The organism is Spirillospora sp. NPDC000708, from assembly GCF_040299565.1.
GTDB lineage: Bacteria > Actinomycetota > Actinomycetes > Streptosporangiales > Streptosporangiaceae > Spirillospora.
Genome location: NZ_JBEPCJ010000021.1, coordinates 77,512 through 99,451 on the forward strand (window position 1 = coordinate 77,512; position 21,940 = coordinate 99,451).

At 71.4% G+C, this 21,940-nt stretch carries 19 protein-coding genes; 4 read left to right on the forward strand and 15 right to left on the reverse strand.

The window, feature by feature from the left end; genetic code table 11:
• Positions 1 to 253: 253 nt before the first annotated feature.
• Positions 254 to 1,798, forward strand: coding sequence for an alpha/beta hydrolase (locus ABT299_RS17550; RefSeq protein WP_500251408.1), 1,545 nt, complete (start codon positions 254 to 256; stop codon positions 1,796 to 1,798).
• Here the strand turns inward: ABT299_RS17550 and ABT299_RS17555 are convergent.
• The 4 genes from ABT299_RS17555 to ABT299_RS17570 all read right to left on the reverse strand — a co-directional run bounded on the left by ABT299_RS17555 (position 1,792) and on the right by ABT299_RS17570 (position 4,872).
• A complete protein-coding gene (locus ABT299_RS17555) occupies positions 1,792 to 2,484 on the reverse strand; it encodes a maleylpyruvate isomerase family mycothiol-dependent enzyme (RefSeq protein WP_500251409.1) in 693 nt (230 codons plus the stop codon). The two genes, ABT299_RS17550 and ABT299_RS17555, sit on opposite strands and share 7 nt — an antisense overlap.
• A 120-nt stretch (positions 2,485 to 2,604) precedes the next feature.
• The gene (locus ABT299_RS17560) at positions 2,605 to 3,276 is read right to left on the reverse strand and encodes an SDR family NAD(P)-dependent oxidoreductase (protein ID WP_433143170.1); all 672 of its coding nucleotides are present in this window, start codon (positions 3,274 to 3,276) and stop codon (positions 2,605 to 2,607) included.
• 116 nt (positions 3,277 to 3,392) lie between these two features.
• Positions 3,393 to 4,010, reverse strand: coding sequence for an alpha-ketoglutarate-dependent dioxygenase AlkB (locus ABT299_RS17565; protein ID WP_433241651.1), 618 nt, complete (start codon positions 4,008 to 4,010; stop codon positions 3,393 to 3,395).
• A 37-nt stretch (positions 4,011 to 4,047) separates the two neighbouring features.
• Positions 4,048 to 4,872, reverse strand: coding sequence for an MmpS family transport accessory protein (locus tag ABT299_RS17570; RefSeq protein WP_500251410.1), 825 nt, complete (start codon positions 4,870 to 4,872; stop codon positions 4,048 to 4,050).
• Positions 4,873 to 5,137: 265 nt separating this feature from the next.
• On the opposite strand from ABT299_RS17570, the gene ABT299_RS17575 reads away from it, so the two are divergent.
• Positions 5,138 to 6,313, forward strand: a complete 1,176-nt coding sequence (locus ABT299_RS17575; protein WP_500251411.1) for an MFS transporter — start codon at positions 5,138 to 5,140, stop codon at positions 6,311 to 6,313.
• A 19-nt stretch (positions 6,314 to 6,332) separates the two neighbouring features.
• Here ABT299_RS17575 and ABT299_RS17580 read toward each other — a convergent pair whose 3' ends face one another.
• Entirely contained in the window at positions 6,333 to 8,036 is a 1,704-nt protein-coding gene (locus tag ABT299_RS17580; protein WP_500251412.1) for a DEAD/DEAH box helicase, read from the reverse strand.
• A gap of 193 nt (positions 8,037 to 8,229) precedes the next feature.
• Positions 8,230 to 8,433, reverse strand: coding sequence for a cold-shock protein (locus ABT299_RS17585; protein WP_067460243.1), 204 nt, complete (start codon positions 8,431 to 8,433; stop codon positions 8,230 to 8,232).
• 254 nt (positions 8,434 to 8,687) lie between these two features.
• On the opposite strand from ABT299_RS17585, the gene ABT299_RS17590 reads away from it, so the two are divergent.
• On the forward strand, positions 8,688 to 8,915 hold the full coding sequence (locus tag ABT299_RS17590; protein ID WP_190866042.1) for a hypothetical protein: 228 nt from the start codon (positions 8,688 to 8,690) through the stop codon (positions 8,913 to 8,915).
• 145 nt (positions 8,916 to 9,060) lie between these two features.
• Here the strand turns inward: ABT299_RS17590 and ABT299_RS17595 are convergent, their stop codons facing one another.
• The 8 genes from ABT299_RS17595 to ABT299_RS17630 form a co-directional block, all read right to left on the reverse strand.
• On the reverse strand, positions 9,061 to 9,708 hold the full coding sequence (locus ABT299_RS17595; RefSeq protein WP_387032937.1) for a GAF domain-containing protein: 648 nt from the start codon (positions 9,706 to 9,708) through the stop codon (positions 9,061 to 9,063).
• A complete protein-coding gene (locus ABT299_RS17600; RefSeq protein ID WP_387032939.1) occupies positions 9,705 to 10,094 on the reverse strand; it encodes an STAS domain-containing protein in 390 nt (129 codons plus the stop codon). The genes ABT299_RS17595 and ABT299_RS17600 overlap by 4 nt, the downstream gene beginning before the upstream one ends.
• Before the next feature lie 381 nt (positions 10,095 to 10,475).
• Positions 10,476 to 11,540 carry an XRE family transcriptional regulator gene (locus ABT299_RS17605; RefSeq protein ID WP_433143149.1) on the reverse strand — a complete coding sequence of 355 codons (1,065 nt, stop codon included), beginning with the start codon at positions 11,538 to 11,540 and terminating at the stop codon, positions 10,476 to 10,478.
• Between the two features lie 6 nt (positions 11,541 to 11,546).
• Positions 11,547 to 12,188, reverse strand: a complete 642-nt coding sequence (locus ABT299_RS17610; RefSeq protein ID WP_347257044.1) for a hypothetical protein — start codon at positions 12,186 to 12,188, stop codon at positions 11,547 to 11,549.
• Positions 12,189 to 12,198: 10 nt separating this feature from the next.
• Entirely contained in the window at positions 12,199 to 12,843 is a 645-nt protein-coding gene (locus ABT299_RS17615; protein ID WP_500251413.1) for a hypothetical protein, read from the reverse strand.
• 16 nt (positions 12,844 to 12,859) lie between these two features.
• On the reverse strand, positions 12,860 to 13,108 hold the full coding sequence (locus ABT299_RS17620) for a hypothetical protein (RefSeq protein ID WP_500251414.1): 249 nt from the start codon (positions 13,106 to 13,108) through the stop codon (positions 12,860 to 12,862).
• Between the two features lie 182 nt (positions 13,109 to 13,290).
• Positions 13,291 to 13,758 (reverse strand): NUDIX domain-containing protein, encoded by a 468-nt coding sequence (locus ABT299_RS17625; protein WP_500251415.1) that lies wholly within the window; start codon positions 13,756 to 13,758, stop codon positions 13,291 to 13,293.
• Positions 13,759 to 14,397: 639 nt separating this feature from the next.
• Positions 14,398 to 17,487 (reverse strand): DEAD/DEAH box helicase, encoded by a 3,090-nt coding sequence (locus ABT299_RS17630; protein WP_500251416.1) that lies wholly within the window; start codon positions 17,485 to 17,487, stop codon positions 14,398 to 14,400.
• Between the two features lie 331 nt (positions 17,488 to 17,818).
• Between ABT299_RS17630 and ABT299_RS17635 the strand changes: the two genes are divergently transcribed.
• On the forward strand, positions 17,819 to 21,391 hold the full coding sequence (locus ABT299_RS17635; protein WP_500251417.1) for a protein kinase domain-containing protein: 3,573 nt from the start codon (positions 17,819 to 17,821) through the stop codon (positions 21,389 to 21,391).
• Here ABT299_RS17635 and ABT299_RS17640 read toward each other — a convergent pair.
• The gene (locus tag ABT299_RS17640) at positions 21,388 to 21,933 is read right to left on the reverse strand and encodes a TetR/AcrR family transcriptional regulator (protein WP_500251418.1); all 546 of its coding nucleotides are present in this window, start codon (positions 21,931 to 21,933) and stop codon (positions 21,388 to 21,390) included. The genes ABT299_RS17635 and ABT299_RS17640 overlap by 4 nt on opposite strands.
• Positions 21,934 to 21,940: the final 7 nt, after the last annotated feature.

The window sequence follows — 21,940 nt, forward strand, 5'->3', positions numbered from 1 at the left end:
CGTGCCGTGCCGTGCCGGTTCCGTCCCGAGGCCGTGCCGGTTCCGTCCCGGGGTCTTGGCGGAGCCGTTCGGCGGGCGACCCTGAGGCGTCCCTGACCGCACCCTGAACCGTCCCTGGTCACCCTGCCGCGCGCCGGGAGCGCGGCCTAGCGTGATCTTGCGGTCCCCGGCCGCCGGGCGGTCCCCGGCCGCCCCGGACGATCCTCCGCCGATCCGGCGGACCCCTCTCCACGTCCCTCCCGGAAGGACATCCATGCAGCGCAAGCACAGGCGGCTCGCCATGGGCGCGGCAGCGGCGGCGGGCCTCGTGCTCGCCGGCGCGGCCGTCCCGCTGTCGCCCCGGTCGGCGGACGCGGCACCCGCCGCGTACACGGCACCCGCGGCGAACACGACGAGGACGCAGCCCGCGGTCACCACGCCGGATTCGGTGGGCGCCCATACCACCCTCGACTGGAAGGCATGCGGCGACGACGGCAAGGCGCAGTGCGCGACCCTGCGGCTCCCCGTCGACTGGGCGCACCCTGACGGCCCGACGTTCGGCCTCGCCATCGCCCGCCGCAAGGCACTCGACCCGGCCGCCCGCATCGGCACGCTGGTCTTCGGCCCCGGCGGGCCGGGCGACTCCGGCGTCCAGCGGATCACCACCGGCATGGACCGGTTCAGCGAGCGGCTCCGGCAGCGCTTCGACATCGTCAGCTTCGACCCGCGCGGCATCGGGGCCAGCGACCCCGTGACCTGCTCGGCCGCGCTCCTCGCCGAACGTCCCGACCCGAACATCAAGAGCCGGAAGGACTTCGACGCGACCCTCGCCTACAACAAGCGGCTCAGGGACGACTGCCGCGAGCGCACCGGCCCGCTCTACGACCACGCCGACACGATGAGCACCGTCCGTGACGTGGACGCCATCCGTGCCGCGCTGGGCGAGAGCAAGCTCAGCTTCCACGGAAGCTCCTACGGGACGCTTCTAGGCGCGGAGTACGCCGAGACGTACCCGGGCCGTGTGCGCGCGCTGGTGCTGGAGAGCGTCATCGACCACGACGTAAGGTCCGCCGAGTCGTTCCTCGGCGCCGAGATGGGCGCCGCACAGGACTCCTTCGACCAGTTCGCCGCGTGGTGCGACCGGACGGCGAGCTGCGCCCTGCACGGCCGCGACGTCCGGGCCGTCCTGCGCGACCTGCGGGACCGCGCCGCGCGCGGGGTGCTCGCCGACCCGCAGACGCCGGGCCGCGCGCTGACGGAGTTCGAGCTGCTCGTCGTGACGTACAAGCAGTTCTACGGTCCCGACTGGGAGAAGCTGGCCTCGCTGCTGTCCGCGCTGGAGGCGAGCAAGCCCGTCCAGCCCGTCCCGGCGAAGGCCGCCGAGGGCACCGGGACCGACAACTTCACCGCGCAGTTCTGCTCCGACTGGAACCTGCCGATCCGCGACTACAACGAGTTCGCGCGGCTCTCCCGGCGCAGCGAGCGGATCGCGCCCGACATGCACGGCACCCGCCCGGTCATGGCCCTCACGGCGTGCCTCGGCTGGCCGAAGCCCGTCGCGAACCCGCAGCACCGGCTCAAGGTGCGGACGGCGGCACCGGTCATGATGCTGAACGCGGTCCACGACCCCGCCACCCCGTACACTTGGGCGCGGAGCGTCGCGCGCCAGATCGGCCCCAAGGCGACGCTGCTCACCTACGCGGGCTCCGGCCACGGCGTCTACAACAGCGGCCCGTGCACGCGGGACGCGATCGACGGCTACCTGATCTCGCTGAAGGCGCCCGCTCGCGGCACGGTGTGCCCGGCGGTGCCTCAGTAGAGGAACGGCAGCTCGACGCCCTCGGCGCCGGTGAGGTCGCGGCCGTCCGTCCTGCCCATGAGCCACCCGAGCAGGGACGGCGCGGGCCCGGACACCGCGATGTCGCCGTCGCCGTGGACGGCGCCCGTGTCGGTGGCGTGGACGCGCAGGCGCGGCGCCCCGTCGCGGCGAGCGTACGACGCGACGATGTTCGGGAGCATCCGGGCGACGTAGTCGGCGGGCCAGTCCGCCGGACCGAACCCGGCGTCGAGGTCGACGTGGTGGGTGAGCACCTCGGTGAGCCGCGCGTCGGTGGCCCGCGCGACGGGGTGCCGCGCGCCCGACGTCCACTGGACGACCCGCTCCCACGCGTCGTCCGGCATCGCCTGGTACGCCTCGGCCCACCGCTCGGCGCTGGCGCGGACGTCCGCGACGAGGACGGCGGCGGGACGTCCGGCGCCGTCCTCGATCTCGGCGGCGCGGGCCTCCGCGCTCGGGTACTCGCGCGCCTCGACGCCGGTCCGCGCCCAGGTGAGGAGGCGGGTGCCACCGTCGGCGTTACGCGCGACGTGGGTGAGCACGTGGCCGCGCGTCCAGCCGGGCAGCAGCGAAGGCGCGCGCATGTCCGCCTCACCGAGCCGGGTGGCGGACGCGAGCAGCGCGCGGGTCGCCGCGGTGATCGCTTCGAGCGGTTCGACGCGGGTCATGGCCGGTCCTCTCGACGGGGGCGGGGATCACCGGCAGAGCCGGGGTTACCAGGCGAGCCGGAGTCATCGGGGCGAACTGGGGGCGCCACGGCGAACCGGGGTCACCAGGGCGAACCGGGGTCACCAGTCGAGCGGGCGGCCGTCGCGGAAGAAGCCGCCGGTCGGGCCGTCGTCGGGCAGGGTCGCGGCCCAGACCACGCTCGCCGCGCCGTCGGCGACGGGCCGCCCGCCGGGTCCGCCCATGTCGGTCGCCACCCAACCCGGGCAGACCGCGTTCACCAGGATCCCGTCGGCCCGCAGCTCGGCCGCGAACATCCTGGTCAGCGCGTTGAGCGCGACCTTGGACGCGGTGTAGGCGGGAGTGCCGGACCCCATCTCGGCGAGCGACGCCGCCTCGCTGGACACGTTGACGATCCGGCCGTGCGCGCTGCGCCGCAGCGCCGGCAGCAGCGCCTGCGTCAGCCGCCACGGCCCGTACAGGTTGGTCTCCGCCGCGTCCCGGACGACGTCCAGGTCCGCGGTCGACGGCCGCTGCCAGGTGTCGTAGGTGATCGCGGCGTTGTTCACCAGCACGTCCAGCCGCCCGACCTCGGCCGCGACGCGCTCGACGTCCGCCGCGGACGTCACGTCCAGCCGGACCGGTGTCGCGCCCGCCTCCTTCGCGGCGCGGGCGGCCGCGTCGGGGGAGCGCGCCCCGAGCAGCACCTCGTGCCCGCGCGCCGCGAGCTGCCGGCACACCTCCAGGCCGATGCCCCGGTTCCCACCGGTGACCAGCGAGATCGTCACGTCCATCGCCTCCCCCGAACGGATACCTGAATGATCACGCGTCGGGGGCGCGCGCGTCCACCGGAGTTCGCGGGCGCCGTCTCAGCGGGCGCCGTCAGCGGCCGCCGTGAGCGGGCGCCGTCTCAGCGGACGCCGCGGGGGCGGAACTGGATGCTGATCCGGGGACCGACCGCGCGGGTGCTCTTCGGGATCGCGTGGTCCCAGGTCCGCTGGCAGCTTCCGCCCATCACGATCAGATCGCCGTGCCCCAGCTCCCGCTTGATCGCGGGACCGCCGCCGCGCGGCCGCAGCATCAGCGGACGCGGCGCGCCGACCGACAGGATCGCGACCATCGTGTCCGCGCTCGCGCCGCGTCCGATCCGGTCGCCGTGCCAGGCGACGCTGTCGCGGCCGTCCCGGTAGAGGCAGAGCCCGGCCGTGCGGAACGGCTCGCCCAGCTCCTCCGCGTAGTGCGCGTTCAGCGCGGCCTTCGCCGCGTCGAGGACGGGGTCGGGCAGCTCGGCGTCCTCGTCGTAGAACGACAGCAGGCGCGGGACGTCCACGACCCGGTCGTACATCCGCCTGCTCTCCGCCCGCCACGGGACCGACGTGGACAGCCGCTCGAACAGCGCGTCCGCGCCCGGGATCCAGGCGGGCAGCACGTCGATCCAGGCGCCGTGGGCCAGCCGCGTCCGCCGCGCCTCGCTCAGCGGGCGGGGGCCGGTCTCGTCGGCGCGGTCCAGCAGCGAACCTTGGAACATGCCCCCACTGTACCCAGCGGGTCAAACACATGTTCGATCAGCTGTGGTACATCGCGTCGCAGAAGGTCATCCCGGAGCTCGGGTCCTTCTTCTGCACCGACTTCCCGTCGACCAGGACCTCGCAGCCGAGCACACCCGCCGGCGACCCCATCGCACCGCTGATCGACAGCGCGGCCGTCGGCTGGCTGCCGGTGTCCGGCATCGGGAACTCCTTGTGCCAGGGAAGCTTCACGTTCTTCAGCGTCACCGACTTGCTGTTCACCGGGTCGCTGTAGACGATCTGGAGCGCGGCCCCGCCGGACCCCCACACCACGTACTTGACCTGGTGCACGATGCCCGTGTCGGTCTTCCCCACGTCCGGGATCCGCTGCAGCACCAGCGCCGCCAGCGCGGCCAGCATCCCCTTCGGGTCCTTGTCGGGATCCTGCGGGACCTCGGAGAGGACGATCCCGACGGTCAGGCCGCCGCGCCGTGCCTCCACCTCGTACTCGGACGGGCCGCCGCCCAGCGTCGAGTAGTCGACCCAGCTCTCGTCCGCACCCTGCACCACGTTCGACGCCAGCACCGACTGCTTGCCTTTCAGCCGGTCCTTGTGGCGGTCCAGCCCCTGCTTGAAGGCGATCTTCGCGCCTTGGGCGCTCTTCTGCAGGCTGAGCGTCAGCTGGTCGCCCAGCATGTACGTGCAGTAGACGGAGTTGGAGCCGTCCTGCGCGGGCCCGGCGTCCTCCTGCGGCATGCGCTGGTGGCCGTACCTGGCGTAGTCGGCGTCCGTCAGCAGCCCGCACATCTTCGCGGTCAGCCGCCCGTTCTCCGGCTGCGGCCAGCCCCCGGCGGGCGCGGACGCCTCCGCCGCCGACTTCACCGGAGCCTTTCCGGGACCCGACCCTTTGTCGTCTTTCCCGCCCCCGCCGCCGCACCCCGACAGCGCGAGCGCGAGTGCTCCGCCTGCGGCGACCGTCCTGATTGCACACCCACGTTTCACGCGGCAGACCCTAGGGAGCAGCGATTACACCCGGCTTACAGCCGTTCACCTGAGGAGCGGTTCTCCCTCGCGCGGGTTGCCGGTGCGGGTGCGCCGGATGACGCGGCGCTCACGGAATGTCAGACCCGCCGCCTAACCTGCACGGGTGACGGAGGGACCGCCGCGCCCGGTCAGGGCGCTGATCGGCGTGCGCGTGATCAACCAGCTCGGCGCGTACGTCATGTCCTTCCTGGCCGTGCTCGCCGGTCCCGGCCTCGCCTCGGCGGCACTGGCCGTGTTCGGCGTGGCGGCGCTCGCGTCCCGGTGGGCCGGCGGGGTGCTGCTCGACCGGCTCGCGCCCCGTGCGGTCGTCGCGCTCGGCCTCGCGTCGACCGGCGCCGCGCTGCTCGTCCTCGCCGCCGCGCACGGGCCGCCGCAGACCCTCGGCGCGGTCGCGCTCGTCGGGCTGGCCTTCGAGCTGTGCGAGCCCGCCACCCAGGAGGCGCTCGCCCGCGCCGCCCCGCCCGGCCGGCACGGCGACGTCTACGGGCTCCTCGGCACGTCCCTTGTCGCGGCGGGGGCCGTCGGCGGCCTGCTCGCCGCCGTCCTGCTGCCGCTCGGCGCCCGCTGGCTCGCGGTCGTGGACGCGGCGACCTGCCTCGCGGCGGCCGCCGTCGCGCTGGCGTTCCTGCCGCGCGAACCCGTCCGGCCGCCCGTGCGGGACGCGGCGTGGCGACCGTCCGCGCGGCTCGTCCGGCTGACCGCCGCAGGGACCGCCTTCGCCGTCGGCTACCTCGCCGTCCTCATGTACATGCCTCTGGTGCTGCTCCAGCGCGGCGCGCCCGCCTGGCTGCCGGGTCTCGCGCTGACCGGTGCCGCCGTCCTCGCCCCGCTGACCGGCCGCCTCGGCCGCCGCGCCCTGGACCGGCTGCCCCACGAACGCGTCCTCGCGCTCGGCACCGGGCTCCTGGCCGCCGCCGCCCTGGTCCTGGCCGTCGGACGGGCCGTCCCGGTCACCGTCGCCGCGTACCTCGCCTGGGCGGTCGCCGACAGCGTCCTCCAGGGGCGGTGGCAGGCGTTGATCGCCTCGATCGCGCCGGAGCCCGAGCGGCCCCGCTGGTTCGCGTTCTTCGGCTCGTCCTGGGGCGTCGCGCAACCGGCCGTCCCGGGCCTCGCGGCCCTGGCGGGCGGCGCGATGCCGGTCGCGGCCGCCGCGTTCCTCCTCGTCCCGCCGATCCTGCGCGGGACGCCCGGCCGGAAGGCCGGCGGCGATGACGGCGGCCCGGTCGTGTCCACGCGGGACGAACGGTCGGCGTCCGTGACGGTCGCCGACCTGTCCTGAGGCCGTCCGCTCTGGAACGTCAGCTGTTCAGGGACGAGACCCGGCGGCGCGGCTTGCCCTGCGACGTGCCGCCCTGCGCGTCCGTGCGCGTGCCGCCGCGCCGCGATCGGCGTCCGGCCGCGGTCCCCGCCGAGGACGAGCGGGTGTCCTGGGCGGTGTCGCGCTGCGCGTTGCCGGCGGCGGTGCCGCCGCCCCGGCGCGACCTCCGCCCGGGAGCCGCGTCCGCGGAGGACGTGCGGGCCGCGGGGGTGTCCTGCGTGTTCTTCCGCTGCGCGCCGCCGGCCGCGGAGCCGCCGCCGCGGCGGGACCTCCGGCCGGGCGCGTCCTTGGCCTGCTCGACGCCGCGCGACGGGGCGGGGTTCTGCACGGCGGGGTTCTGCACGGCGGGACGCGCCGGAGGGGTGCGGGCGCCGGTGATGCGGGCCAGCTCGCCGTCGCCGGGACGCACCTCGGTGACGCGCGGGCTGATGCCCGCCTGGGCCATCAGGTCAGCGACCTCGCGGCGCTGGTCGGGCAGGACGAGCGTGACCACGGTCCCCGCACGTCCCGCGCGGGCCGTCCGGCCGCCGCGGTGCAGGTAGTCCTTGTGGTCCGCGGGCGGGTCGACGTTGACGACGAGGTCGAGGTCGTCGATGTGGATGCCGCGCGCGGCGACGTTCGTGGCGACCAGCACGGTGATGTCCTCGGTGCGGAAGCCCTCCAGCGCGCGGTTGCGCTGCGACTGGGACTTGCCGCCGTGCAGCGCGGCGGCGCGGATCCCCCGCGCGGCCAGCTTGCGGACGAGCCGGTCGGCGCCGTGCTTCTTGCCGACGAACATGATCACCCGGCCCTCGCGCGCGGCGATCTCGGCGGTGGCGTCCTGCTTGTCGGTGTCGGAGACGTGCAGCAGGTGGTGCTCCATGGCGGTGACCGCACCGGCCGCCGGGTCGACCGAATGGGTGACCGGGTCGTCGAGGAACCCGCGGACGAGCCGGTCGACGTTGCGGTCCAGCGTCGCGGAGAACAGCATCCGCTGACCGCCGGCCGGGGTCCGCTCCAGGAGCCGGGTGACCTGCGGCAGGAAGCCCATGTCGGTCATCTGGTCGGCCTCGTCCAGCACGGTGATCCGCACGTCGCCGAGCCGGCAGTCGCCGCGCTCGACGAGGTCGGCGAGCCGTCCCGGCGTGGCGATCAGCACGTCGACGCCGCGCCGGAGCGCGTTCGCCTGGCGGGTGATCGGCATGCCGCCGACCACCGTGGCGGCCCGCAGTCCGACGGCGTCCGCGTACGGGGCGAGCGCGTCGGTGACCTGCTGGGCGAGCTCCCGCGTCGGGACCAGGACCAGGGCGAGGGGCGCGTGCGGCTCGGCGCGGTGGCCCGCCGTGCGGGCGAGCAGCGCCAGCCCGAACGCGAGGGTCTTGCCGGAGCCGGTGCGGCCGCGTCCGAGGACGTCCCGACCCGCGAGGGCGTTCGGCAGCGTCGCGGCCTGGATGGGGAACGGGTCCGTGACCCCCTGCGCGGCCAGCGCGGCCAGCATCCGCGGCGGCAGTGCCAGCCGCTCGAACGACTCGACCGGCGGCAGCGGCGGGGTGCGGGTCTCCGGAAGTGCGAACTCGGTGTCCGGCCGCTGCGCCTTCGCGCCCTGCGCGGCCTGCTTGGCCTGCGCCGGACGGCGGCGGCCGCCGGAACGCGACCGGGACGAGCCGCCTCGGGCCGTCGGGCGGCCGTTATGGGGCATGGTCATGGTGAAGCCTTCCTCGGAAGCGGTTGCGTCCCGAGGGAGTGCTCCGCATGCGCGGCCGTGCGCGGCGAAGAGCTACAAGAACGAACCGGTGCGCGCGGTCGCGCCGCGCGCGGTGAAAAGGGGGGTCGCCCCCCTGGGAGCGTCGTGCGGCGGCGGGCTCGCCCTGGGGCTCGCCCGCCGCGCCGGTCCCCGGTCAGGCGGGGACGATGTTCTCCGCCTGCAGGCCCTTCTGGCCCTGCGTGACGTCGAACGACACCTTCTGGCCCTCCTGGAGCTCACGGAAGCCCTGGGCGGCGATGTTGGAGTAGTGGGCGAAGACGTCGGCGCCGCCGCCGTCCTGCTCGATGAAGCCGAAGCCCTTTTCCGCGTTGAACCACTTGACGGTACCGGTGGCCATGGTCGTCTCCTTCTGGGTCGGTCCCGTACCGCACACCTTGCGCGGGACGGCGCCGCGATGGCCCATCCGGAAGATCCAGAACAACAAAAAATGCGCCCGAGGATGAACCGTCAGGCGCACATACATGTCTATGGGAACCGCAACTTTTCCTACGCTACCACATGGTAGGGCGGACGGAACCGGGTCTTCGAATTTTGCCGGCAACCGCCGGGGGGACTCCCCGCGAACGCCCTGCCGGGCGCATACTGGCAGGAATGAAACCCTTCCGGCCCGCCAAGCGGCGACACCTGCCCACCAGTCCCTTCGCGCCTCCGGCCGCGGCACCGCCCGCCAAGGAGTTCGACCCGGACGACCAGGTCACCCACGACAAGTACGGTCTCGGACGCGTCCTGGAGGTCGAGCCCGGACGCGCCGTCCTGGTCGACTTCGGAACCCGCAAGGTCAGGATTCTCGCTCCGTTCGCCAAGCTTTTCAAGCTCTGAAACCGGCCTCTGCGTCAACCCGGAAACACCGCACGAAACCCCGTCGTCTCCCGCCGCCGAAATCACGAAATCGGCGGCACCGCCGCCGCGCGGCGGAAAGACCCCGCGGCCTGCGGCTCGCGGCCGCCCCCGCGCCGCGGGCCGTTCACGTTCCCGTGCCCCACGGTGGGTGAGGCTCACCGTGCCCTTGCCCGTGCCCGCCGGCGGACCCCGCCCGGAGGGCGCGGCGGTCCACGGCGAGTTCGACCAGCCGGGCCGCCATGTCCGCGTACAGCAGCAGCTGGCGGGCGGTGCCCGGCCCGAACGGCTGCGCGCCGGGGCGTCCGAGGACGGCGAGCACCCCTCGCGTGGTCTCGCCCGTCTCCAGCGGCAGGATCAGGATCGGGCCCGGCGGCAGCCGGGTCAGCGTCTGGTCGTCGACGATCCGCGCCGACAGCGCCCGGCGCGACGCGAACGCCCGGCCGAGCATCGACTTGCCGCGCCGCACCGCCAGCCCCCGGACCCGCTCGGCGTCCGCGCCGACCGCGACGTCGATCCGCAGCAGGTGGCCGTCCTCGACCGGCAGGGCGATGAACGCCAGCGGGACGTGCGCCAGCCCCCTCGCCTGCGTCGCCACGAGCTTCAGCAGCTCGGGCACGTCGGTGCCGTCCAGCACCGCCGCCATCAGCTCGAACGACGCCGCCGACCGCTGGTCGTCCGCCATGTCCCGGGAGACCCGCGAAGCGCCCCACGCGCTCGGGAGCGGATCGTCGCCCGTCCCGCTCTCCCCGTGGAGGTCCGCCTCCGCGGTCACGCGGCGACCGAACGGGCGCGCCGCGACTCCGCGGCGCCGCCCAGCGAACGGACGGTGAACACCCGGTCGAGGCCGGTGACGCGCAGCAGCCTGAGCAGTTGGGGGCGCGGGCCGTCGAGGACGACGGTGCCGCCCGGCCCGGTCCGGCGGCGCGCGTCGATGAGGAGCGCCAGCCCGGACGCGTCGCAGAACGTCACGCCGGACAGGTCGAGCACCACGCGCGGACCGGGGTCCGCGAGCGCGACGTCCGCCAGCGCGGAGTGCAGCCGCTCCCGCAGGGACGGCGTGGAGGCGATGTCGAGTTCGCCGTCGAGGGCGATGACGGTGTGGTCCGCGCGCTGCTCGCGGCTCAGCCCGACCTCGGTCGAGGCGGTGCGGGTGGGCATGTGGATCTCCGATCCGAAGTGTGCGGATACCGGTCCCCGGCGATAGCGCGGCCGTAGGCGCGCTCCGTCGTGCGCGTCGTGCGCGTTGCTCCTGCGGCGCCCGTGGCGCCGGCTCGGCGGTTCGCGGCGGCGGTGACGTGCGCGCCGCCGTGCGGGAGGCGCCCGTCCGCGGGCGGAAGGCGACGGTGTTGCGGCGTCACGTTGCGCCGGACCTGTCTGGCCTCCTCGGAGACCGAGTATCGGGAAAGCAGGGGGACGCGGACTTGGCCGCCCGCATCGAAAACCCCTCGCTCGCCCCCCACTGTACGCCGCACGACCGCCCCCGTCCCGAAAGCCCCGCCGCACCCTCGCGGAGCGGCGGGGCGGGCGCGGCGGCCGGGGTCAGCGGTGGGGGACGAGAAGGTCCAGGTCGGCGCGGGTGACCCGGGCGCGTTCGGCTAGCGCGTCGCGGTCCGTGCCCGCCGCCGCGACGAGTTCCAGCGCGCGCGTGAGCATCGTCGGCTGCTCCAGCGCGCGCGCCGGGCCCGGCTCCTGCCGCCGCCATCCGCGCGAGCTCAACGTGCCCATCGCGTTCCGGTACACGCCTTCTTCCATGACGCGCAGCGTGCGGGCCCGGTACAGCAGCGCCGCGATGCTGACGCCCCACTCCGCCTTCAGCGCGCCGAGCCGGTCCCAGTCGGCGGACCGGGGGAGTTCGCCCGCGATGTCCTCGGCCGGCATCAGGAACTCCGCCGCGAAACGGTGCGCCTGGTCCTCGACGATCTTCCCGCCCGGCTCCGCGTCGGCGTGCATCACCAGATGCCCCAGCTCATGGGCGCCGTCGAACCGGTTCCGCCAGTAGTCGGCCTTCACCGGATTGAAGAACACCATCGGACGCGGGTGCAGCCCGACGCTGAACGCGTCCACCCGCTCCGCCGCGTCCGGCAGGACGAGCACCACCACGCCCCGCGCCTCCAGCGTCCGCACCACGTGCGGCACCGGACCCGGCTCCCCGACCAGCGCCTTCCGCGCGACCCGCGCCGCCTCCACCGGCCCGCCGCCCGCGATCTCGTCCGGCGGCACCATGTACTCCGGGACGTCCACGACCGGCAGATCGACGAGCTCCTCCAGCGCCGCCACCACGTCCGCCGCGATCCGCCCGTACGCGAGGGCCTGGTCCCGCTCGATCTGGCTGGTCGACCTCAGCGACCGGAAGTGCGCCCCGTCCAGCGACACGCCCCCGCGCCCGCCCCGGAAGAACTCGACCGGCACCCCCAGCGCGAACGCCAGCCGCGACACCACCGCGTCCTCGGGACGCTGCACCCCGGCCTCGTACTGCCCGATCGCCCGCGGCGTGCTCCCCACGGCCTGCGCGAGCTGGTTCTTGCGCAGCCCCCTGAGCCGCCGGGCCAGCGTCAGCCGCTCGCAGTCGAACAGCAGCCGCGCCTCGGCGACCCGTCCGCTCATCGTCCCCTACGCCGTTCCTGTGCTCGTCTCTCCGCGCAGCCGCAGGGGAACGTCGGCCTCGTCGTCCCAGAGCGGCATCGTCCGTTCGACGAGCTTACGGCGTGGATCACCCCCAAGCGCGTCGTCCAGCTCCCGGACCCAGTGCCACGCCGTCCCGCCGTCGGCGTTCCACCGGGGACGTCCCAGGAAGAGCTCCATCTCCAGCGGCTCGTCGCTCGCGCTGTGCGCGAGGACCAGCGTCACGACCTCGGGCGTGTCGCCCCCGACCCCGACGTCCAGCGCGAGCTGCCGGTCGTCCGCGTACTCCTGCCGCGCCACCGCCTGCTTGGTGGGACTGTCCCGGTCCCACCTGATCTTCCGCACCGCGCCGAACTCGTGCCGCTTCAGCAGCACCCGGTACTTCCCGTACCGCCACCCGGGCGACCCGTTCAGATCGTCCCGCACCACCCGGTGGTCGCCCTCGAAGACCCGGTCGATCCAGGACGTCAGCACGTCGAACGCGGTCACCCCGTACGACCGCTCCGTGAACCCCGCCGCCCGGCTCAACCCGCCGAACACGGCCAGCGTCGCCTCGCGGTGCGCCTCCCGCACCCCGTGCAGGAACCCGCCCGCCCGCAGCTCCCCCCAGACAACCGTCTCCTCGCTCACACCCCGGACCCTAACCACCGCCACCGACAGAACCGGGCCGCTCCTCGACGGCGAACAACCGGACCTCCCGCAACCGCGGCACCGGCCCCGCCCTGCCCTCCCGCACCCACAGCGCCCGGACGGTCGTCAGGACCAGCGTCCGCGCCCCCATGAAGAACAGCACCGCCAACGGCAGCTCGCCCAGCAGCGCCGTCGCCACGCTGACCGCGAACTCGCCCGACCCCCACGACAGCATCACGTCGAACCACGCGTCGCACACCAGCAGCGTCCCCGTGACGAGCTGCCCCAGGATCGCCATCTGCAGCCGCCGCCACACCGCGAAGGCCGTGAACGCGAACGCCGCCGTCAACGCGGCGTCGAACCCGATCCACGCCGCGCTCCACTGCCCGGACGTGTAGTGCTGCGGCAACGTGAGGCCGAGCACGACCGTCCACGGGATGAGCCACGCACAGCAAGCCACCAGGAAGACCAGCACGAGCCCCCGCCGCCGCCGGTACCGCGGCAGTTCGAGCGGGTCCTCGTCCCCGAGCGCGATCAGCGCCCGCAGCAGCTCGGCCCGCTCCTCGGCCGGCAACTCCCGCAACTCCTCGACGGACACCACCGCGACCACCGCCTTCCGGCCGACGTCCCGCCCCCAGCATAGGAAGCCGGCCACGCGGTGCCCGAGCGCCCTACTTGGCCGCCTTCGTCCGCGTCTTCACCGGCGCGGCCTTCCCCTCGGCGACGAGCAGCTCATGCTGCTGCCACCCCTGCAGCCACTTCCACCCGGCCCCGAGCGCCGCCGTGGTCGCCGCCACCATGAATGAGGTCACCTGCGTCTCGTCCAGGTGCGCCCCCGGCACCCACTGCGCGACGACCCCCGCCAGCCACCCGGCCGCGACCGCGAACACCGGCGTGAACAACGCGACCCCCCGCCCCAACCATGACCCCTCCGAAACCGGCTCCTCAGCCCCCTGCACAGGCACCTCGACCTCACTCACACCCATCACCATCCCGCTCCAGTAGGGCGGAAGACCGCCCACGAACCAACACACCCCATGCTGATCCGCCCCACCCCACCTCGCCCCCAAAACCCCCAAACCCGGCCAAGTGCGCGCTCGGCTCAGAGTCGCTCGCCGTGCTCCAGGTAGCGAGTCGTACCGTCGAGATGGGCGGCGTGCCCGTGGACGAGACGGCGGGCCAGCCGGCCGATGGTCAGATCGTGGATCTGCGCGATGTCGTAGAACCGGTGGCCGACCAGTTCGACGGCGTCGAGACGGATGGCGCCGAGCTCGTCACGAGCCAGCACGCCCCCGTCGAAAAGGAAAAGGATCTTGTCGCCCTCGCCCTCGGCAGGCGCCCAGTCGGCGACCAGCAGCCGACCGATCTCCGGCCGGATGTCGAGTTCCTCTGCGATCTCGCGGACGGCGGCCTGATAGGGAGTCTCGCCGTGCTCGACGTAGCCGCCAGGGACCTCGCGGTAGTCCTTGTACGACGGATCGACGAGCATGATCTGGCCGCGCTCATCAAAGAACAGAACGCCCGCCGCCGCACGTGCGCGAGTGAAGGACGCCGCAGGGTCATCGGTCACATCTGCTGAGCGTAGGACGCCGGATTACATCAAGTCCCTGCGCCGAGCAAGACCGACCAAGGCAACGCGCCTTCGTTGCTGACGTCGCGCTCGCTGCCAGCGAGCTGGCCACCAACGCCTTCAATCACGGTCTCGGTGCCGCCGTGTCCTGCTCGCCCGTCCCGCCGGAGCTCTTTCCCGGACGCAGCCCTGCGCGACCCCCTCGACGAGCATGGCAAGGGGCTCGGCATCGTCGCCATGCTCGCCGCCGCCTGGGGAGCGCACCGCTCACACTCAAGGCTTGGCAGCGGCCGTCCCGGAAAGGCCGTCTGGTGCGCGTTCCCTCTTTAGGGCGGTTGGCCGGATCCCGAGCTGACGGTCGCGCCCGTCCTCGCGACCCGACACCTAGCGGCAGCACTCGCCGTCAGGGGCATTCGCGATGTCGAGTATCGGCATGGCCGGGGTGTTTCGCTGGTGACTGTCCCCGTGTCCGATGCTGAGACCAACGTCTGGGTGGAGTCAGCGCACCTCACCTACTCGACGGGAGACGGCTCGCGTCTGCGCCGTCCCCTTCGTTGATCTAACACGACGCCGCCGAATATCTCACCGCTCGTCACCAGAACACCTAGGCGGAATCCGGTGGAGGTGACGCTACGCGGTTTAACTTGCTGTCACTTTCGCGTAGTGGAAGACATCGGCAGGCAGCGGATATTCCAGTTCCCACTGGATGCGCATCGGGCGTTCGCCCTCGTGTCGAACATAATGCATCGGGCCAGCATAGTCGTAGGCTATGTCAGACTTCGTCTCGCGCAAAAAGAGGTGAACGGTCGAGCCGCGGCTAGCATGGTTGATGTACCGCTGGCCAGTCTCCGAGGATTCTCGCGTTCTCCCCTGTGATTCCCACTGTACGACTGTCGGGCTGATCGCGTGATCGTTGTACATGGTTGTCGGAGAGAATTGCTTCTCATTCTTGTTGATTGTCACCAAGAAGACGTCTGCCTGGTGGTCTGGGAACCATTGAACGCCTGCGACCATAGATCCTGTGATTTCCATACCAAAAGCCCCCAAAGCCTCGCCGCGGGTATAGCGGGCGTGCAGGCGGAGGGGGAGGTTTGGTATTTCATTAACTGGCGGCGTCAGGCGGCGAATCCGCGAGTGGAGGAGGTCGACGACTTCAATGAGCTCTTCATGTCGTGCCGGGTTGCGCCATAGTTTGGCAAGATGTTCTTCGATAGCGCTAGCTGGTTTGCTGCTATCGAAGGCGCTATTCAGCATAGATAGGAGCAAGCGTTCCCGTAGAGTGGACTCCGCGATACTGGGCGGGCTCGGCTGTTGAAGAAGGTTACGAAGAAAGCCGAGACGTTCGGGGTCATCGAGATGGACCAGTCGACCGAACGCCTTACGAAGGGCGTCGTCTTCCTTGAGACTCTGGACGGGGCGCGGATCGAGGCCAGCTTCACGCCGCAAGCCCGCCCAGCCGCTTCGCGAGCCGCGGTAGAGATCGCCAAGTTCGAGGTTCGTAGAATCTAGGAACCTTGCTAGAGAAGGTTTTGTCTGCGCCCTCAGGTCTTTCGCGACGTCTTTCCAGCGGAAGTTGAGCGACTGCTTGATGTTGGCGATGACGATCTTGCTGACCTCGCGGTCGAGATCGATGGAACATCCGGCTGGCAGAGTCGGGAAGCCGGCCGAGATCTCCTGTTCAAGCCGCCCTCGGCGGATACCCGTAAGAGCAGTGAACCTTTTATCGAAACGAAATTCCTTGCGCTGGTGGCCCACGAAGTCGAGCACGGTGAGGACTGGCTTGTCTTTGGTGAGCCTCAATCCGCGGCCAAATTGCTGGAGGAATACTGTGGCACTCTCTGTGGGCCGCAGGAAGATCACTGTGTTGATGTCTGGTACATCAACACCTTCGTTGAAGAGATCAACGGTGAAGGCAGCCTTGATATCGCCTGAGCGGAGTTGTTTCAAGGCCGCCGCCCGCTCTTCAGCGGTCATAGCGGACGTCACTGCTACCGCAGGTATGCCCACCTTCTTGAAGTGATCTGCCATGAACTGGGCATGCTGGATACTCACGCAGAAGCCAACAGCCTTCATCTCGGCCAGGTTCCCGACTTTGTCTTGAAGGGCCTGGATGATCTTCGATACTCGACCTCCGTCTTGGGTGTAACGGTCGGTGAGTTCCGTGATGTCGTATCCAGTGCGACGCCAGGTAACCTCGGAGAGATCTATGTTGTCGTGAATACCGAAGTAGTGAAAGGGGACCAGAATTCCACGCTCGAGCGCTTCCCAAAGTCGTAGTTCGACCGTGGGGCTCTCACCGTCGAACCAGTGAAGTATGTCCTCGCCGTCTGTACGCTCAGGGGTTGCGGTAAGTCCCAGCAGAACTCGAGGTGTTGCTTCATCGAGGAGCTTCCCGTAGGACGGAGCCGCAGCATGATGAAATTCATCGACAATAATCATGTCGAAGTGATGAGGGTCTAGTTGAGGCAAGTGCCTGAGTGATTGTATGGATGCGAAAACGTGCTGCCATTGTGTGGGACGCCTGCCGTCCACCAGCAACTCGCCGAACGATCCGTCCTTCAATACCAGGCGAAATGTATCTATGCTTTGCGTGAGAAGTTCCCTGCGATGGGCCACGAAGAGGAGCGAGTTGACTTTGCCAAGTTCCTGCAGTCGCTTGTAGTCAAGGGCAGCGACAATGGTCTTTCCTGTGCCGGTCGCCATGACCACGAGGTTGCGCCACTGTCCATGCACCTCCCGGGCGGCTTCCAGGGCATCAAGGACCTCTTGTTGATACAGCCGAGGAGTGACGTCAATATTTGCCACTCGCAGCGGAAGGTGTTCCGCTCCTCCTTGAGCTGCGGCAAGTGCCTTCTTCAGTCGGTCGTTGTCTCTGGCGGGAGTATAGGGTTCGAAGCTTGGATCATTCCAATACTCTTCGAACGTGGCGGCGAAGGTGTCGACCAGATGCGGCTGTTCTGCACGGGCAAGCCGCACATTCCATTCGACTCCGTCCAGCATCGCTGACCGGGACAGATTAGAAGAGCCGATATAGGCGGTATCCAGACCGGAGTTGCGGTGGAATAGCCAGGCTTTAGCGTGCAAACGCGTGCGATGATCGTCGTACGAGATCGCCACTTGCGCACCCATCGCGGCCAGCCGCTCAACAGCACGCAGTTCTGTAGCGCCCATGTATGTGGTGGTGATGACACGCAGCGTCCCGCCCCGGGCAAGGAACTCTTCTAATGCAGCCTCAATAAGCCGAAGGCCGTGCCATTTGATGAAGGCGATGAGGAGGTCCACTCGGTCTGCAGACGCGAGTTCCTTGACGACCTCGCGCCCGATCTGTGGTTGATCGCGTCCATTGACCAGGAGTGCGCTCGAGGAAAGTGCAATGTCGGGTCGCTGCGGGAAGAGGACCGTTCCACCCGGAAGCCGGTCTTGTGCTATCGCCAGCAGCACATCGTTGCTCGGGGCGACCAGATCGTCCGCGGCAACCGAATCAGCAACGGTGCCTGCGATGGCCTCGCTAATCTTGTTGGCTACTCCGACCTGGTCGGCGATGCTGGAGCCGCCCGCGATTCGGAGGGCGCGACGCACCATCGCTGCAAGGTGCCGGACGAGCATCTCCTCGGCGTCAACACTGTCGAGGCTGCCGCGGTGAACAAGGTCGTCTTCAACGCCCTGGAGCTGCTGTTCCAGGGCAGCCGTCACAATCTTCTCGTAGACGCCGGGGGTGAGCTCAGCCATAGGCGCCACCGTAAAGGGTGCCTGTGACAGTTGGGGAGGAGATTCCTCAGAGGGCGGACGGGCTCGTGTGTAGTAGCGGCGATTCAGGCGGTCGTGGGTCTGCGAGCGCCTGCGAGGCCTGTCCGGGTAGGTGGGTCGGGGCGTTTGGGGGGTGACCAGGGCTGGGTGGAGGGCGGGGATGGGGTGGGTCACATCTGAGGACGAGGCACAAAAGAACAGTGGTGTCTGTATATGCTGTGGGGGTTTTGAGGGCGTCGGGGGCTTCCGGCGTCGCCGGCTCTGGAGGGGCGCCTGCATGTCCGGTCCGCTTTTGGTGAGTGATCCTCGGCAGTTGGGCGGGTACTGGCTGGCCGGGCGGCTGGGGGCCGGTGGGCAGGGGGTTGTTTACGAGGGGTACGACGCCGGGGGTGCGCGGGTCGCGGTCAAGGCGCTGCATGTCGAGACGGTCAACGAGGCGCTGCGGAACGGGCTGCGCAAGGAGGTCGCGACGCTGCAGCGGGTGGCGTCGTTCTGCACGGCGCGGATCATCAGCGCGGATCTCGACAGCGTGCCGCCGTACATCGTCAGCGAGTACGTGCCCGGGCCCGATCTGGCGGAGTGGGTGCGGGAGCGGGGAGCCTACGGGGCGGACGAGCTGCACCGGCTGGCGATCGGGATCGCGACGGCGCTGGCGTCGATTCACCGGGCCGGGATCGTCCACCGGGATCTGAAGCCCGCGAACGTGCTGCTGGGGCCGGACGGGCCGCGGGTGATCGACTTCGGGATCGCCAAGACCGACGAGATGTCGCGCAGCGCGACGGGGGCGCTGAAGGGGACGCCGCGGTGGATGGCGCCGGAGCTGTTCCGGGGGAAGCGGGCCACGCCCGCAGTGGACGTGTGGGCGTGGGCGGTGGTGGTGCTGTTCGCCGCCACGGGGCGGGCGCCGTTCGATGGTGAGACCTTGGCGAGCCTCCACCACCAGATCCTGAATGTGCGCCCGAAGACGGATGTGCTCGCAGAGCCGTTGCGGGGGCTCGTGGACGCGGCGCTCAGCCAGGATCCGGACGAGCGGCCGAGCGCGCAGGACGTCCTGGACGGGCTGCTCAGCGGGGTGAGCGGGGACGCGCTGGAGGCGGGGACGAAGGCGGCCGGGCTGGGGGAGCCGCCGTCGGTGACGTTGCCGCCCGCGCTGGGGGACGTCGCGGAGCAGGTGTACAGGGGGCTCGGCTGGGAGGCGCAGCAGGCGGTGCCGCGGGTGCTGCTCAGGATGGTGGCGGCGCCGGCGGACGCGCAGGGCGCGCTGCGTCCGGTGCCGGTGGGCGATCTCGTGGACGGGGTCACGGGCGAGCGCGCGTTGCAGGAGGTGCTGGACGGGTTCTGCGGCGCGGGGCTGCTGCGGCGGGACGGTGTCACGATCTCCATCGCGACGCCCGCGCTGCTGCGGGCCTGGCCGCGGCTCGCCGAGTGGGTGACGGCGGAGAGTGAGGGGCTCGCCGCGCATCAGGCGCTGGCGGGCGCGGCGCGGTTGTGGAGCGCGAACGGGCGCAAGCAGGCCGACCTGCATCAGGGGTCGGCGCTGGACGGGGCGCTGGCGTGGGCGTCGGTGGGGCGGCGGCAGCTCACGTTGAACCTGGTCGAGCGGGCCTTCCTGGACGCGTCGGTCCGGCAGACGCGGGACCGCGCCCGGACGCGGGCCGCCGTCACGACCACGCTGGCGGTGCTGCTGGTCATCGCGCTGTGCGCGGGGGCGGCGGTCGCGGTGCAGAGCCGGAGCCTGCGGAAGACGAACGCGACGGTGGCGGAGCAGCGGGACTCGGCGATCGGGCGGCAGCTCGCGACGCGGGCCGTCCAGCTGCGCCGGGCGGATCCGGTGCTGGCGCGGCGGCTCGCCGTGGCCGCGTCCGCGCTGGCCGGGGACACGTTCGAGACGCGCGACGCGCTGCTGACGCTGACCGAGCAGTGGGAGCAGGGAATGTTCCGGCCCGCCGGGGTGGGAACCGATTGGAACACGTTGAGTCCCGACAAAGCCGGGCCTTATACGTGGTTCAAGGACAACACCATCATCCTGGGCGACCCGGATACGAAGAAGGCGCTGACCCTGCGCGTTCCGGGCGCGGGCGTGGCCGGCCTCGGGCTGACGCTGGACGGCAAGCGGCTGCTCTCGCTGCAGAAGGACGGCACGCTGGCGCTCTGGGACACCGCGTCCGGGGCGCGGACGGCGCTGCCGTTCAAGCACGCGATGGGGGACGGCCTCTGGTTCAGCCCGAGCGGCGCGCGGCTCGTCACGACGCACCACGGGACGGTCAGGATCCTCGACACCGCCACCGGGAAGGTGCTGTTCACCGCCAAGGAGGACTTCAGCATCACGGGCCCGATCTTCTCGCCGGACGAGAAGTCCCTGGTGGGGGTGGCCAAGGACGGCGGCCACTGGAGGCTCGTCGGGCGGGACCTCGCCTCCTTCAAGCGGATCAAGGTGCCCGAGCCGGTCCGGGACCTCAAGGAGACGTCCATGATCGCCTTCAGTCCCGACGGGCGCTTCTTCGCGGCGACCGGGGCCGGAGGGTCGAAGGACCAGATCACGGTGGTGGACGCCAGGACCGGCGAGCTGCGCACCCGGCTGACCGTGCCGAAGGGGTACGACGGCCTCGACACCGACATCGCCTTCAGCCCGGACGGGAACTTCCTCGCGTCGAACATGGCGCTGTGGAGCACCGATACCGGCACGGCCGAACCGCCCTACCTGTTCTACAAGCCGGACGACATGTGCAACCACACCCGGTTCAGCGCGGACGGCCGGAGCCTGCGCTGCGTCGACAGCGAGGGGCGCGTCCAGGGCATCGACGTGTCGGTGTTCGTGCGTCCGGTGCAGGTCGCGCGGCCGTACGGCGACTCGGCGATCAGCCTGGACGGGTCGACGCTGGCCACCGCGGATCCGTCGCCGTCCAACGGCGTCCAGATCTGGGACACCGCGAAGCGGGCCCGCCGCGCGACGCTCCCGATCACCTACACGAACGGCTACGGCGGCGACCGGATGGCGCTGTCGCGTGACGGGCGGCTGCTCGCGCTCGTCCGGCAGGACCGGACGGTCGAGATCTGGGACGTGCGGTCGCGGACGAAGCGGGCCGCCATCGACCTCGGCCCCGCGGCGATGCCGTCGTCCCGCCCGCTGCCGTCCTTCTCGCCGGACGGCAAGGCCATCGCGACCGTCACGCTCGGCGGCCCGGCGACCCCCGCGAACCAGGACCAGCCCCGCACGACGCTGCTGCGGTTCTGGGACACCGCGACCGGGCGGCAGCTCGGTCAGGCGCGCGCGCCGGGACGGACCGGAGCGTCGGACGGCTCGGTGGAGCTGAAGACCGTCTGGAGCGCGGACGGGAAGAGCGTCGTGTCCGCCAACGACCTGGGCGTGGTCGCGTTCCCGTCCGGGAAGGTCCTCGCGCCGCCGAACCCGCTCGCCACGACCGTCCAGGCCGCCGACCGGCAGGGGACGCTCGTCACCGTGCAGGACCGCTCCGACCGGCGGTCGCTCTCGTTCTGGAACGTCCGGACGCTCAAGCAGATCGGCACCCCCGTCGCGACTCCGGACGGGAAGACCCCGATCGCGGCCCTCTCGCCGGACGGGCGGCTGCTCGCCACGACGGACATGCAGGGCAAGATCGACCTCTGGGACGTGCAGGGGCAGCGGCGGCTCGGGCTGCCGCTCACCGGGCACACCTCGGCGTCGGTCGACGCGACGATCGAGTCGCTGGCGTTCAGCCCGGACGGCACCCGGCTCTACAGCGTGAGCGGCGACGACGGCAAGCTCGTCACCCACACGGTCGCGCCGCGCCTGCTGAAGGACGGCCTCTGCGCGCGGGTCGGGGCGCTGTCGCGCAGCGAATGGAAGCAGTACGTCCAGGACATCCCGTACGAGAAGACCTGTTAGCCCAGCAGGATCTCCAGCATGCGGTCACCGGGGTCGACCCCGGCGGTGGAGCCCGGCGCGCCGGACGGGACCAGGTAGCCGCCGACCCACGAGCGCAGCATCAGCAGCGCCCGCAGCCGCGCGTCGTCGGCGCCGAACCCGAGGCCCTCCAGGCACGCGGCGATGTGCCCGAGCAGCGCGCGGTCGGCGTGCCGGACGGCCTCCTCCGCCGCCGGGTCGTGCTGCGCCCACAGCCGCATCGCCCGGTCGACCGGCGCGATCTCGCGGCCGAGCGCCTGGATGCGGCGCAGCCGCTCGCGCGGGTCGCCGGTGCTGCCGAGGGCGAGGTCCAGCATCTCGTCGGTCCGCTCGTGCGCCCACCGGTCGAGGAGCGCCCGCATCAGCTCGCCGCGGTCCTTGAAGTGCCAGTAGAAGCTGCCCTTGGTGACGCCGAGCCGGGCGGCGAGCGAGGTGATCGCGACGCCGCGCTCGCCGGTGCGCGCGAGTTCCTGGTAGCCGGCCTCCACCCAGTCCCGCCTGGCCATCCTCGTACGGGCCGTCATCGCGCTC